Raw genomic sequence first — 12,781 nt, 5'->3', positions numbered from 1 at the left:
TCTGGAAAACATCATGGTCCACCTTTCACTGCCATATCTCACCATCGCCCTGGCTTCATTGCTCGGGGGCGTGCTGGCATCCTGGAAGGCCGCCCGCCCACGCCGGATCGCTGTTGCGGCCGCCGTGCTGGCTTTTGTTTCCTTTCTCGCTGCCGCGCATGAAGCGGGTGGGAGGAGCCTGCACGATGCTCTGCTGCCCTGTTTCCTGGCTGATGGCCTCAATGCCGTCCCCATGGCCTTCTATGCCGCCTTGACCCTCATCGTGCTCGTGCTGGCCCCCCGGCGCGATGCCTCGGACAAGGCCCCCGCCGGAATGCTGCTCATCTCCCTCTCCATCCAGCTCGCCTATGCCGCCGCCGGCTGGCTTCCCATGGTGGCTGGCTGGTGGCTTTCCTGCCTGCCGTTTGCCTTGGGCATGTTCGGCGGTCAAAAAGAGACCCGCCTCACCAGCGGCATCCGCCTCGCCAGCTGCCTGGCCCTGACCGCCGCCGTCCTGCTTTCGGGCGGGGCTTGGCTCCCGGGTTTTGCGGAATATGGTACATATCCTGTCATTTTTTTCACTCTGGCGGTGATGCTGCGCAAGGGGCTGTTCCCCCTCCATGCCGGCGTGGTGCATGCCTTTGAATGCGGCCCCCTGCTCCCCAAAGCGCTCCTTTTCAACGGCCACCTCGGCGTCGTGCTCGTCGCGCGCACACAGGTCGCTTCTCTCTCGGAAGCCGCGCACCATGCGTTCGAATTCCTCAGCATGGCGGCCGTTGCCACTGTTGGCATCGCCAGTCTGCGTGCCTTCGCAGAAAGCAAGCCCCGCCGTCTCCTAGCGTTCCTGTGCATCAGTCAGGCCAGCTTCATGCTCGCGGGCATCACCAGCGCAAACGCCGAAGGCATCACCGGCGCCCTCACGCACTGGCTCGTGGTCGCCGCTGCCTCCACAGGCCTCATCTGCGTCGTCCGTGCGCTCGAAGTGCGGGTAAGCAGCACTGAAGATCCTCTGATGCATCTCGGCCTCGCCGCCAAAGCACCCCGCCTTGCCACTTTCTTTCTCATCTGCGGCCTCGCCCTCATCGGCCTTCCTGGCACGCTGGGCTACTGCGCCGAGGAGCTCATCTTCCACGGCATGCTGCAAAACCACCTCAGCGCCGGCATCCTGCTGCTCGTTGCCACTGTCTTCAATGCCATCAACCTGCTGCGTCTCTACAACACCCTGTTCCTCGGTGTGCTGCCAAAACACGTCATCAACATCCCCGACGCCCTGCCACGCGAGCGCTGGCCGCTCACCGCCTGCATCCTCTTTCTAGTTATAGGCGGTCTCATGCCACGCGTGGTCATCAGCTGGCGCTCGGATGCCGCAAACAGCATTGAAAACGCACTTCCTGCCGGTGGCGGCAAAGCTCATCACTGACCTTCCTCATTCCACCACTGCAGCAGCATCTGCCGCGCCCGATAGATGCGGCCCTCGATGCCGCGCACGGAGCAGTTCAGCACGGTGGCGCATTCTTCATGGCTCAGGCCTTCCATCGCGGAGAGCATGAGGGCGGAGCGCAGTTTTTCCGGAAGAAGGGCCAGGCCGCGCTCGAGTTTCTGCATCTCGCTGTTCCACTCCGCATTCGCATCCGGAGGGCTCTGCGGGCATGGCGGAGGCTGCTCAAGGTCTTCGATCTTCGTGGTGTTTTCGCGCTGGCGTGAAACGCGTGATTTGGCGCGGTCACGGCAGAGGTTCAGCGCGATCTGGTACAGCCAGGTGGAAAGCCGGGCGCGGCCTTCGAATTCAGGCAGCGCCTGCCAGGCACGGACGAAGGCATCCTGGCAGACCTCGCGCGCATCCTCCACGCAGCGCAGCCAGCGGCAGCAGAAGGTGAAGAGGCGCGCCTCATGCTGGCGGACGATCCATTCAAACGCGGCCATGTCACCGGCCTGCGCGGCGCGCAGGTGCAGAGCCTCCGCCGGTTCATCGGCGGCGGTCTCGGCCTGCGGCGGCAGCATGGCGTCAATCGCGGGTGAGGCTGTCATGGGTCCATTCGAGGAGTTTGGCCGCCTGCGCGGGACGCAGGTAGCGCTTCATCACAAAGAAATGATCCAGCGTGGCTTTTTGCAGCGCGCCCTGGGCTTTGTTGAGCCTTTCGAGGGCCGTGTTCATCGCGGCTTCGGTCACCTGGGGCTCGCGGATGGTCTGGGCCAGGGCCACGTCTGCCAGGCGGAGTTCATCCTTCAGCTTGATGCGCTGCTTTTCAAACTCTGCTTCAAGCGGCTCCAGCTTCTCATGCTGCTCCGGGGTGATGTCCAGGTGCTCATGCATCCAGGCGTGGAGGTCTGTCTGCACATGATCGTGCGCATGGCCTTCCCCGTGGCGGTGCAGCGTCCAGTCGGTGACGAGCCATGCGGTGCCTCCGGCCAGGGTGGCGGAGAAAAACACCGAAATCATGAGCCATTTGAGCCGGGCTGTCATTGCGGTCTGCCGGTGCGGAAAAGCTCCATGGCGGGCGGAGTGGTGTGGGTGGTGTCACGGGAGGCCATGGCCCAGCCGATCATGCCCGCGGTCACGACGCCGGAAAGGGCGGCGAGAATGAGCAGCCACTGGATGAAGGAACGCCAGCGCCGGGCGCGGCCGTCATCGACCCGTATGCGCGCCATGACGCCCTCCTCCAGGGCGCGCGGCACCGCCGCCGGAGGGGCGGTGGCGGCATGTTTGAGCATGCGGGTGAGGTCCGAATGGTCCATGGCGTGCGATTAATGCACAAAGATGCGCTATTTTTGAATCAAATTCTCACATTGACGGTCTAAAACAACAACAACACCGCAGGCCATGAACACCCAGCTCCAGCTTCCCTTCAGGGGATGGAGCCGTGCCGAAGAAAGCTCCAAGCACGGCTCAGGGGGAGAAAGAATACCACGGGTCGGCCTGGTCTTGTCCAGCGGGGGAGCACGCGGTCTGGCACACGTCGGAGTCATCCAGGTGCTGGAAAACGCGGACATCCCCATCACCGCCATCGCCGGCTGCAGCATGGGGGCCTATGTCGGCTCTCTGTGGGCGGCGGGACTCAGCGGGGCTCTTCTCGAAGAGCGCGCCAGGGAGATCAAGGACCGGCCCACGCTGAAAGCGCTGATGGACTTCAACATCCCGCCCTCCGAAGGGCTCATCCGCGGGGAAAAACTCCGCAGGCACCTGGAGCGTGATCTGGGGTCGAAGACCTTCGCGGATCTCGAAAAGCCCCTGCTGGTGATCGCCACCGACCTGGACCGCCTCACTCCCCATGTTTTTGAAACGGGGATCGTCTCCCATGCGGTGCATGCCAGCTCGGCCATTCCGGCGGTTTGCGCCCCGGTCAAACTGAACGGCCGCCGGTACACCGATGGCGGCGTCTCCGAGCCGCTGCCAGTGACGCTGCTCAAGAAACGCTTCAACCTCGATGCGATCATCGCGGTGAATGTGATGCCCAAGCCGGAGGAGTTTGAAACCTGCAGCGACCACACCTTCATCAAGGGGGACAAGCCCGCGGACCGCGCCTTCACGCGGCCCTTCCGCGCCCTCTGGCAGAAGATCAACCTGCTGGCCAACGGCAATGTGCTGGACACCTTCCGCCGCGCCCTGATGGCGGCCCAGCTCCATCTCATCAACAAGGAGGAGGAGGCCGCTGACGTGGTCATCCATCCGCGTTTTGTCACCTCGACGTGGCACGACTATGAAAACTTCGAGCAGTACCTGCAGGCCGGCCGTGATGCCGCGTCTGCCGCGCTGCCAGCCATCCGCGCCCTCCTGCAGGGCGGGGCCAACCTCAACCAGGAGACAATCAGCCATGAAATTGCTCCGTCACACACCCGACTGGAGCGACACGCCGCATGAGGCGTGGCGCCACTGGCAGCTCAAGCAGCTGCGCGAGTATCTGCACCGCCGCGTGATTCCCTTCAGCGCGCACTACCGCCGCCTTTTCAGCGAGCACGGCATCCACCCGCTGGACATCAAGTCATTTGAGGACTGGAGCCATGTGCCGTTTACCTCGAAGAAGGATCTCGCCAATCCGCGTGACTTTGTGCTGGTGCCCGAGGAGTCGGTGCTGCGCCGGGAGCCCGGCATGATCGCCACGGCGCTGCTGCATGGGCGCGCCGCCGCCAAGGAAAGGGCCGAGGCTGAATTCCGCCCCATTCTTCTCACCAGCACCACGGGCCGTTCTTCGGACCCTGTGCCGTTCCTTTTCACGAAGCACGACCTGCACAATCTCGACATCAGCGGCAGCCGCCTGATGCTCGCGGGGCGCTCGCAGCAAGACTTCAAGCACATCAATCTCTTCCCGTATGCGCCGCATCTGGCCTTCTGGCTGGCGCACCATGCGGGGCTGGGCTTTGGCACCTTCATGCTGAGCACCGGCGGCGGCAAAACCCTGGGCACGGAGGGGAACATCAAGCTCATCGACAAAATCCTGCCGGACATCCTCATCGGCATGCCCACCTTCATTTATCATGTGCTGCGTGAGGCGCGGGAAACCGGCAGGCAGTGGCCGCAGTTGAAACGTCTCGTTCTCGGTGGTGAAAAAGTCGCCGACGGCCTGCGCGCCCGGCTGCGTGATCTCGCCGCCGAGCTGGGCAGCCCCGATGCACATGTGATGGCCACCTACGGTTTCACTGAAGCGAAAATGGCCTTTCCTGAGTGCGTCGGCCGTTCTCATGAGGCCAGCGGCTATCACCTGAGCCCTGATCTTGGCATGGTCGAGCTTATCGACCCCAAGACGGGCGAGGTCGTTCCGGACGGGCAGGCCGGCGAGATCGTTTTCACGCCGCTCGATGCGCGGGGCACCGTGGTGCTGCGCTACCGCACGGGCGACATCGCGGAAGGCGGCATGACCTGGGAAAAATGCCCCAACTGCGGCCGCACCTGCCCGCGCCTGCTCGGCCCCATTTCCCGCGTCAGCGAGGTGCGAGAGCTGCAGGTGGACAAGCTGAAGGGCACGCTGGTGAACTTCAACATGCTCGAACACCTGCTGGATGACCAGAAAGGCATCGCGGCCTGGCAGATCGAACTGCGCAAGCGCCATGACGACCCGCATGACACCGACGAAGTGCACCTGCATCTTACCGCCGAAGCCGGCGTACGCGAATCCGAGCTGGAACGCGCTGTTTCCCGCCGCTTTCACGAAGCCACCGAGATCACGCCGAACGGCCTGCACTTCCATTCCCTGGCCGAACTCCGCGAGCAGCTCGGAATCGGCCGCCTCCTGAAGGAGGAGAAGATCGTCGATCACCGCCCCAAATCTCAAACCGCCGCATCGCATGTGGCACTCAGTTCTTAACGCCATGAAAACTCCCTCACTTGTCATTGTCGCCGCCGCGCGCACGCCCTTCTCACGCGCGGGCACGGATCTCGCGCATCTGGACGCCGTGGACCTCGGGCGTCACGCCGTCGCCTCACTGCTCACCCGCACGGGCATTGATCCCATGCTGGTGGATGAAACCATTTTTGGCTGCGTCGGCCAGCCGCCGGAGGCGATGAACATCGCCCGCGTCATCGCCCTGCGGGCCGGCCTGCCGGAGGCGAAACCTGCCATGACGGTGCATCGCAACTGCGCCTCCGGGCTGGAGGCCGTCACGCTTGCGCATGCCAAGATGTGCGCGGGGCAGGGGGAGGTCTTCGTGGTCGGCGGCACGGAGAGCATGAGCAGCATGCCGTTTTATTTCTCACGTCCCGCCGTGGAAAAATTCACCGCCATGAGCCGTGCCCGGGACTTCACCGGCCGGGCCAAGGCCGCGCTGCATTTCCGCCCGGCTGATTTTGCGCCCGTCATCGGCCTCAAGCTCGGGCTCACGGACCCGGTGTCGAACCTGAACATGGGGCAGACCGCCGAGGTGCTGGCGCGTGAGTTTGGCATCACCCGCGAAATGCAGGATGCCTTTGCCATGCGCAGCCACCTGTGCGCCACGCAGGCCAATCATCTGCTCAGCCAGGAGATCGCGCCGGTGCTCGGCAAGCATGTGGTGGAGGCGGACAACGGCATCCGCCCTGACTCCAGCCTCGAAAAACTGGGCAAGCTCAAACCCTTGTTTGACACGGTGACCGGCAGTGTGACGGCGGGCAATTCCAGCCAGATCACCGACGGGGCAGTGGCCCTGCTCGTCGCGACGGAGGAAGCCGCCGCGGCGCACAACTGGAAGCCCCTGGGCCGCCTCGTCAGCTATGCGGCCACAGGCTGTGACCCCATGCGCATGGGCCTGGGCCCGGTGCGCGCTCTGGATGCCGCGCTGCACCGCAGCGGGTGGAAGCTGGACGACGCCGATGTCTTTGAGATCAATGAAGCCTTTGCGGCGCAGGTCCTCGCCGTCATGAAATGCCTGGCCGATCCCGCCTGCGCCCGCCGCGCCGGACTGGAGGGGCCGCTGGGCGAGATCGATCCCGCGAAGATCAATGCCTGCGGCGGCGCCATCGCCCTGGGCCATCCTGTGGGCGCCACGGGCGCTCGCCTGGTGCAGACCGCCCTGAACCAACTTCAGGCCAGCGACGGCAGGCGCGCCGTTGTCAGCCTGTGTGTCGGAGGCGGGCAGGGCATGGCGGCCTGCCTCGAAACCCTATGAATTTAAAACAGACCATCCTCATCCAACTGAAAGCCATGAAAACTCTTCTCAACTGCCCCTCCATCATCCATGACCCGCCTCATGTCCTGCAGGACATCATTCACGGGCATTCGATGCCCCCGAAGCACTTCCGCCTGGAGGTCGATTTCGACGGCATTGCCTGGATCACTTTTGATTCCCCCAAATCCTCCGCCAACGTCTGGAATGAGGAGACGCTGAGGGAGTTCAACCACCTGCTGGAACTGCTGGAACATGACACGCGCGTGAGGGCCCTGGTGCTGCGCAGCGCAAAGGACCGCATCTTCATCGCCGGCGCAGACATCAAGGCCATCCGCCACATGCAGCATGTGCGGGTGAACGACCTCATCTGGCTCGGGCAGGCGGTGTTTGACCGCCTGGCCCGGCTGAAGATCGTCAAGGTGGCCGCGATCCATGGCGCCTGCATGGGCGGCGGATTTGAAGTGACTCTCGCCTGCGACTGGCGCATCGCCAGCGACAGCGACTGCACCAAGATCGGCCTGCCGGAGACCCAGCTCGGCATTCTGCCGGCCTGGGGCGGCTCCACGCGGCTGTCACGCCTCATCGGCCTGCGCAAGGCGCTGGATCTCATCACCACCGGCAAGCTTCTCAAAGCCAGCGAGGCCAAGCGCAAAGGGCTCGTCAGCCATGTGGTGGCGCCGGAGCGCCTGGAGACCCTGGCGCGCCGCCTGACCCGTGAGAAGCCCAAGGCGCCACGGGTGGGTTTTGAAAATCTGTTTTCTTCGATCATCGGCCACCTGGCGAAACGGAAGGCGCAGGAAAAAACGCGCGGGCTCTATCCCTCGGTCACCAAGGCCGTGGATGTGGTGACTCATGCGGTGCATGGTGACATCGAACACGGCCTGCTGCTGGAACGCACTGCCGTGGCCGAACTGATCAAGGGCCGCGACTCCTCGCGGCTGATCGACCTTTTCTTCAAGCGCGAAGAAGCTGGCAAGCGCCCTGCCGAAGGTGGCACGGCACTGCCCATTCACGACGCCACCGTCATCGGTGCGGGTGTGATGGGCTCCGGCATCGCGCACACACTCGCTTCGCGGGGCGTCCGTGTTCTCATGACGGACGTCTCCAACGACAGCCTCGCGCGTGGACTGGAACGGATTCATGGCCTCGTTTCAGACGCCACGCGCCGCAGGCTGATCACCAAGGTTCAGGCCCGGGACACGCTGGACCACATCAGCACCACCCATGTGCCCGTGCCGCTGAACCGGCATCATCTCATCATTGAAGCGGCCACGGAAAGCATGAGCCTGAAGAAGAAAATCTTCGCCGATCTTGCCATGAGAGTCTCGGCGGACACCATTCTCGCCACCAACACGAGTGCATTATCTGTGTCGGATCTGGCAAAAACCGTGCCGCATCCGGAGCGCGTCATCGGCCTGCATTTTTTCAATCCGGTGCACCGCATGCCGCTGGTGGAGATCATCACGCTGCCGGAAACCTCGCCGGACGTGCTCGCCACGGTGGTCGGCTTTGTGCAGAAGCTCGGCAAGACGCCGGTGGTCGTGAAAGACAGCCCCGGCTTCCTGGTGAACCGCATCCTGGTGCCCTACCTCATGGAGGCCGTGCGCCTGCATGAGAGCGGCATTCCGGTGAAGGACATCGACGAGGCCATGCTGGAGTTTGGCATGCCCATGGGCCCCATGCGTCTGCTGGATGAAATCGGCCTGGACGTGGCCGCGCATGTGGCCAAGACCCTCGCCGATGCGTTCCCCGACCGTTTCCCGCACACCGATGCGCTCGACAAAAGGGTGGCCGCCGGTCATCTCGGTAAAAAGACCGGCCAGGGCTTCTACCGCTATGAAAAAGGCCATGAGGTCGCGGACACCACGCATTCGGATCTGCCAAGGCATGAAAGCATCCAGACCAATCTGGCGCTGCTTATCAGCCAGGAGGCGATGCGCTGCCTCAAAGAGGGCATCGCCCGCAACGCCGACGACATCGATCTCGCCATGGTGCTCGGCACCGGCTACCCGCCCTTCCGCGGCGGGCCCATCACTTTCGCCCGGGATACGGGCATCATTGATTATTAACTCAACTCTCAACTGGAGCATTTAGCCATGAAAACGACTCTGGAAGAATCCAACACTGAAGCAAAGACGCTCATAGACACCTCCCGCATGAACGCGGGACAACGCGCCGCCCTCGAAATGGCGGAAGCCGCCCGTGATGAACGGCGCAACACCGGACTGGCCGCCGGCATCTTTTTCGGCGAGCCCGACTTCAACAAGCTGCTGCCGTTTCCCAAGCAGAGCGTGGAGGACCGTGACCAAGGCGACGCCTTCCTGCACCGCCTGGAGGCGGTGCTCGACAAGCACGCAGATCCTGACGAGATCGACGCCACCGGCGAGATCCCGGACGTGCTACTGAACGAGCTGGCACGGATCGGCGCCTTCGGCATCAAGATCCCCGTCAGATACGGCGGCCTGGGCCTCTCGCAGACGAACTACTCGCGCGCGGCCATGCTGCTGGGCAGCCGCTGCGGCAATCTGGCCGCGCTGCTGTCCGCGCATCAGTCCATCGGCGCGCCGCAGCCGCTGATCCTGTTTGGCACCGAAGAGCAGAAGGCCAAATACCTGCCGCGCTGCGCCAAGGGCGAGATCAGCGCCTTTGCCCTGACGGAAAACGAAGTGGGCTCCGACCCGGCGCGGATGAAGACCGAGGCCAGGCTGGATGCGGACGGAGAGCACTACATCCTCAATGGTGAAAAGCTCTGGTGCACCAACGGCACCAAGGCCGGCATGATCGTGGTGATGGCGAAAACGCCCACGCAGGCAAAGCCCAATGCCACGACCGCCTTCATTGTGGAAACAAACTGGCCGGGCGTGGAGATCATGCACCGCTGCCGCTTCATGGGGCTGAAGGCGCTCTACAACGGAGTCATTCATTTCGACAACGTGCGTGTGCCCGCGGCCAATGTGCTGGGCGGCGTGGGGCGCGGCCTGAAGGTGGCGCTGACGACTTTGAACACGGGCCGCATCACGCTGCCCGCCGCGTGCACCGGGCTGGCGCAGCGCTGCCTGGACATCAGCCGCCGCTGGGCGCGTTCGCGTGAGCAGTGGGGGCAGCCGATCGGCCGCCATGCCGCCATCGCGGACAAGCTCAGCCGCATGGCCGCGGACACCTTCGCCATGGAAAGCATCGTGCGCTATGTCTCGGCCATGGTGGACCGTGACAAGCATGCCGACGTCCGCCTCGAAGCGGCCATCGGCAAGCTGTGGGGCAGCGAAAAATCCTGGCGCATCATGGACGACACGATGCAGATGCGCGGCGGCCGCGGCTTTGAAACCGCCGCCTCGCTGAAAGCCCGCGGAGATGCGGCCGAACCCGTGGAGCGCCTGTTCCGCGACGCCCGCATCAACACCATCTTTGAGGGCAGCAGCGAGATCATGCGGCTGTTCATTGCGCGGGAGGCTCTGGAGCCGCACCTCAATCTCGGAGCCGAGGCGGTGAACCCGACCCTGCCGTGGAAGGTGCGCGCCAAGGCCGCCTTCCGCGCCGCGCGCTTCTATGCCACCTGGTATCCGCTGAAATGGCTGCCTCTGGGGGCGGGAGACGCGAAGGATCTGATGCATCCCTCACTGCAGGGCGAGCTGGATGCCGTGGCCCGGCTGAGCCGCGTGCTGGCGCGGAGGCTGTTTTTTGCGATGGCGATGAACGGCCCGAAGCTGGAAAAACGGCAGGTCGTGCTCGGTCACTTTGTGGACGTGGGCGCGGAGCTGTTTGTCTGGGGCTGCGCGCTGGCCCATGCCCAGAGCCGGGTGAACGACTCCTCCATGCCGGAGGCGGAAATCGACAAGCTGGTGCGGCTGGTGCGCTTCTTTGGCAGGATGACGCGCGAGCGCGTCGCCACGAGCTTCCGCCGTCTCAAGGAGAACATGGATGGCGAGAGCTGGCGGGTCGCCCAGGAAGTGTGAACCCGCATTTTACGCTGGCCTGGAAGAGGCTGATGGAGTTAGTGGGGGCAGGTTCAACACACCGCTCCCATGAAGCTTCATCTCCCCACCAGCATGCTCAAAGAATTCAAGGCCTTCATCCTTAAAGGCAACGTGGTCGATCTCTCCACCGGTGTCATCATCGGCGCCGCATTCACCGGAATCGTCACCGCTTTCACCAAGGGCATCGTGGAGCCGCTGCTGGCGCTGTTTGGCGGGGGACCGAGCCCGAAACTGACGATCCCGATCAGGCATGTGACCCTGGAGGTGGCAAAGATGGGTGCTGACGGCAAGCCGGTGATGGAAAATGACAAGGCGGTGATGGAGACGATACACAAAGTCATCGAACTCGACATTGGCGGCATCATAGGTGCGATCGTCAGTTTCCTCATCACGGCGGCCGTGGTGTTTTTTGTGATCGTCAAACCGATCAACAAACTGATGGCGATGACGATGAAGAAAGAAGCCGAGGCGCCGCCCGCTCCGCTGCCGCCGGATGTCGTGCTGCTCACGGAAATCCGCGATCTGCTGAAAAGCAAAAGTTAAGGCGACTCAGGCTCTTCGAAACGTTCAACGAAGCGCATGGCGTGGTCGATGAAGCGGAGGAGCACGTCGTCGGTGGGGCCGTTGCGGTTTTTGGCGAGGATGAGCATGGCCTCCCCCTTCTTCTTTTCCTCGGCCTCCTCGTCCTCGACCTCCATCTTCGCGCCGGCGTAGTCGGAGCGGGTGAGCAGGCCCACCATGTCCGCATCCTGCTCGATGGAGCCGGACTCACGCAGGTCAGAAAGCACGGGACGCTGGCCTTTGCGGGACTCCACCGCACGGTTGAGCTGGGCCAGGACGATGACGGGAACGTTCAGCTCCTTGGCCAGGCCCTTGATGCCCGCGGAGATTTCGGCGATCTCGATCTGACGGTTGTCCTTGGCGCGCCGGCTCTGGGAGGTGACGAGCTGAAGATAATCGATCATGATCATCTGGATGCCGTGCTGCTTTTTGAGGCGGCGTGATTTGGCGCGCATCTCCATGATGTCGAGGCCGGGCGTTTCATCGATGAAGATCTGCGCCTTCTGCAGATCACGCGTGGCCTTGGCCAGGGCATCCTGCTGGGCGCGGGAGAGCAGGCCGCGTGAGAGATCCTGCATGCTCAGGCGGGCACGGGAGACGAGGAGACGGCGCACCAGCATGGTGGCGCTCATTTCCAGGCTGAAGACGGCGCAGGGCGTGTTGCAGTCCACCGCGATGTGCTCGACGATGTTCATCGCGAAGGAGGTTTTACCCATCGAAGGACGGGCGGCGATGACGAACATTTCACCGCCCTGCAGGCCGGAGCTCATGCTGTCGAGCTTGCTGTATCCCGTGGAAAGCCCGCGGAGCTGGCCGGGGTGCTCCAGCATGTACTGAATGCTGTCGATGGCATCCATGACGTGCGTGGAGAGAGACTTGATGCCCTCCTTGGCCCCGACGGACTCACGCACCGCGAGGATGCGCTGCTCGGCGTGGTCGATGAGCGTGTCGATGTTCTCATCCATCTGGTCTTTGCCATGCTCATACGAGTGATGGATGTTGAGCGAGCTGGCGTGGATGAGCTCGCGCAGGATGTGCTTGTCCAGAACGATCTTCTTATAGTACGGGAAGTGCGAAGGGATCGGGACGAAAGCAAAGAGTTCGGAGATCGCAGCGGCGCCGCCGACTTTGTCGAGCAGGTTTTGCTCACGCAATGCGTGGGTGAGAGTGACGGGATCGACGGGCAGGTTTTTGTCGTAAAACTCCAGCAGCTTTTCGTAGATGGTGCGGTTCGCGTCGTGATAAAAGGCGAGGGCGGGGAGATTGACGCGGCAATCGCTGAGGCGCTCGACGGGGTCCTGCAGCAGGCAGGAAAGAACGCCTTTTTCCGCCTCGTCGCTGAAAGGCAGCGCACGGTTAAACGAGGCAAGCAATTCCTCAGCGGAGGGGATTTCGTTGCGTTTTTTGAAATTCTCCCGGCTTTGCGCGGGTGCGGCGCCGCCATTTTGCGGTGGAGCTGAGGGGGCGCTGGGAGTGGAAGTTTCGGCCATGGAGGGCGTTCAAAATGGCGGGGCGAGGAAATGCGTCAATGCCTCACTGAACCATGATTTGGGCCGCTTTTCGTATTTTTCAGGAGGGGCCGGGCGATTCGAGTTAACGCCGAATTGTTTGAAATTTGTGTGGGAGAATTTGGGGAGGTTAACAAAAATCTTTCAGCAAAAGCTTGATTTATATGGGGTTTCTCCTGAAAA

11 protein-coding genes are annotated in these 12,781 nt (G+C 63.0%); 7 read left to right on the top strand and 4 right to left on the bottom strand.

Features of this window, described 5'->3' with window-relative positions; genetic code table 11:
• The first annotated feature begins 13 nt into the window (after positions 1–13).
• Positions 14–1,399 carry a proton-conducting transporter membrane subunit gene (locus tag ACILSQ_RS22490; RefSeq protein WP_395745916.1) on the top strand — a complete coding sequence of 462 codons (1,386 nt, stop codon included), beginning with the start codon at positions 14–16 and terminating at the stop codon, positions 1,397–1,399.
• On the opposite strand, the gene ACILSQ_RS22485 is transcribed toward ACILSQ_RS22490, so the two are convergent.
• Genes ACILSQ_RS22485 through ACILSQ_RS22475 form a run of 3 tightly spaced genes read right to left on the bottom strand, consistent with a single transcriptional unit; the run spans position 1,393 to position 2,715 of the window.
• Positions 1,393–2,007, bottom strand: coding sequence for an RNA polymerase sigma factor (locus ACILSQ_RS22485; protein WP_395745915.1), 615 nt, complete (start codon positions 2,005–2,007; stop codon positions 1,393–1,395). The genes ACILSQ_RS22490 and ACILSQ_RS22485 overlap by 7 nt on opposite strands.
• Complete coding sequence (locus ACILSQ_RS22480; protein ID WP_395745914.1) at positions 1,985–2,443, bottom strand: Spy/CpxP family protein refolding chaperone; 459 nt, start codon at positions 2,441–2,443, stop codon at positions 1,985–1,987. Before ACILSQ_RS22480 ends, ACILSQ_RS22485 begins: the two co-directional genes overlap by 23 nt.
• Positions 2,440–2,715: a hypothetical protein gene (locus ACILSQ_RS22475; protein ID WP_395745913.1), complete on the bottom strand. Its 276-nt coding sequence runs from the start codon at positions 2,713–2,715 to the stop codon at positions 2,440–2,442. Before ACILSQ_RS22475 ends, ACILSQ_RS22480 begins: the two co-directional genes overlap by 4 nt.
• An 85-nt stretch (positions 2,716–2,800) precedes the next feature.
• Between ACILSQ_RS22475 and ACILSQ_RS22470 the strand changes: the two genes are divergently transcribed.
• The 6 genes from ACILSQ_RS22470 to mscL all read left to right on the top strand — a co-directional run bounded on the left by ACILSQ_RS22470 (position 2,801) and on the right by mscL (position 11,072).
• Complete coding sequence (locus ACILSQ_RS22470; RefSeq protein WP_395745912.1) at positions 2,801–3,838, top strand: patatin-like phospholipase family protein; 1,038 nt, start codon at positions 2,801–2,803, stop codon at positions 3,836–3,838.
• Positions 3,792–5,279: a phenylacetate--CoA ligase family protein gene (locus tag ACILSQ_RS22465; RefSeq protein ID WP_395745911.1), complete on the top strand. Its 1,488-nt coding sequence runs from the start codon at positions 3,792–3,794 to the stop codon at positions 5,277–5,279. Before ACILSQ_RS22470 ends, ACILSQ_RS22465 begins: the two co-directional genes overlap by 47 nt.
• 4 nt (positions 5,280–5,283) lie before the next feature.
• On the top strand, positions 5,284–6,555 hold the full coding sequence (locus tag ACILSQ_RS22460; RefSeq protein ID WP_395745910.1) for a thiolase family protein: 1,272 nt from the start codon (positions 5,284–5,286) through the stop codon (positions 6,553–6,555).
• A gap of 35 nt (positions 6,556–6,590) precedes the next feature.
• Positions 6,591–8,624, top strand: a complete 2,034-nt coding sequence (locus tag ACILSQ_RS22455) for a 3-hydroxyacyl-CoA dehydrogenase NAD-binding domain-containing protein (RefSeq protein WP_395745909.1) — start codon at positions 6,591–6,593, stop codon at positions 8,622–8,624.
• 27 nt (positions 8,625–8,651) lie between these two features.
• On the top strand, positions 8,652–10,508 hold the full coding sequence (locus ACILSQ_RS22450) for an acyl-CoA dehydrogenase family protein (protein WP_395745908.1): 1,857 nt from the start codon (positions 8,652–8,654) through the stop codon (positions 10,506–10,508).
• A 69-nt stretch (positions 10,509–10,577) separates the two neighbouring features.
• Positions 10,578–11,072, top strand: a complete 495-nt coding sequence (mscL, locus tag ACILSQ_RS22445; RefSeq protein ID WP_395745907.1) for a large conductance mechanosensitive channel protein MscL — start codon at positions 10,578–10,580, stop codon at positions 11,070–11,072.
• On the opposite strand, the gene dnaB is transcribed toward mscL, so the two are convergent.
• On the bottom strand, positions 11,069–12,580 hold the full coding sequence (gene dnaB, locus ACILSQ_RS22440; RefSeq protein ID WP_395745906.1) for a replicative DNA helicase: 1,512 nt from the start codon (positions 12,578–12,580) through the stop codon (positions 11,069–11,071). The two genes, mscL and dnaB, sit on opposite strands and share 4 nt — an antisense overlap.
• Positions 12,581–12,781: the final 201 nt, after the last annotated feature.

Source organism: Prosthecobacter sp. (assembly GCF_044227185.1).
Classification (GTDB): domain Bacteria; phylum Verrucomicrobiota; class Verrucomicrobiia; order Verrucomicrobiales; family Verrucomicrobiaceae; genus Prosthecobacter.
Note: the sequence above shows the minus strand (reverse complement) of the source record. Positions and strands in the feature narration are given on the sequence as shown.

Coding starts and splice junctions, on each gene's coding strand:
- ACILSQ_RS22490 (WP_395745916.1), top strand. CDS start 14: ATGGTCCACCTTTCACTGCCATATCTCACCATCGCCCTGGCTTCATTG.
- ACILSQ_RS22485 (WP_395745915.1), bottom strand. CDS start 2,007: ATGACAGCCTCACCCGCGATTGACGCCATGCTGCCGCCGCAGGCCGAG.
- ACILSQ_RS22480 (WP_395745914.1), bottom strand. CDS start 2,443: ATGACAGCCCGGCTCAAATGGCTCATGATTTCGGTGTTTTTCTCCGCC.
- ACILSQ_RS22475 (WP_395745913.1), bottom strand. CDS start 2,715: ATGGACCATTCGGACCTCACCCGCATGCTCAAACATGCCGCCACCGCC.
- ACILSQ_RS22470 (WP_395745912.1), top strand. CDS start 2,801: ATGAACACCCAGCTCCAGCTTCCCTTCAGGGGATGGAGCCGTGCCGAA.
- ACILSQ_RS22465 (WP_395745911.1), top strand. CDS start 3,792: ATGAAATTGCTCCGTCACACACCCGACTGGAGCGACACGCCGCATGAG.
- ACILSQ_RS22460 (WP_395745910.1), top strand. CDS start 5,284: ATGAAAACTCCCTCACTTGTCATTGTCGCCGCCGCGCGCACGCCCTTC.
- ACILSQ_RS22455 (WP_395745909.1), top strand. CDS start 6,591: ATGAAAACTCTTCTCAACTGCCCCTCCATCATCCATGACCCGCCTCAT.
- ACILSQ_RS22450 (WP_395745908.1), top strand. CDS start 8,652: ATGAAAACGACTCTGGAAGAATCCAACACTGAAGCAAAGACGCTCATA.
- mscL (WP_395745907.1), top strand. CDS start 10,578: ATGAAGCTTCATCTCCCCACCAGCATGCTCAAAGAATTCAAGGCCTTC.
- dnaB (WP_395745906.1), bottom strand. CDS start 12,580: ATGGCCGAAACTTCCACTCCCAGCGCCCCCTCAGCTCCACCGCAAAAT.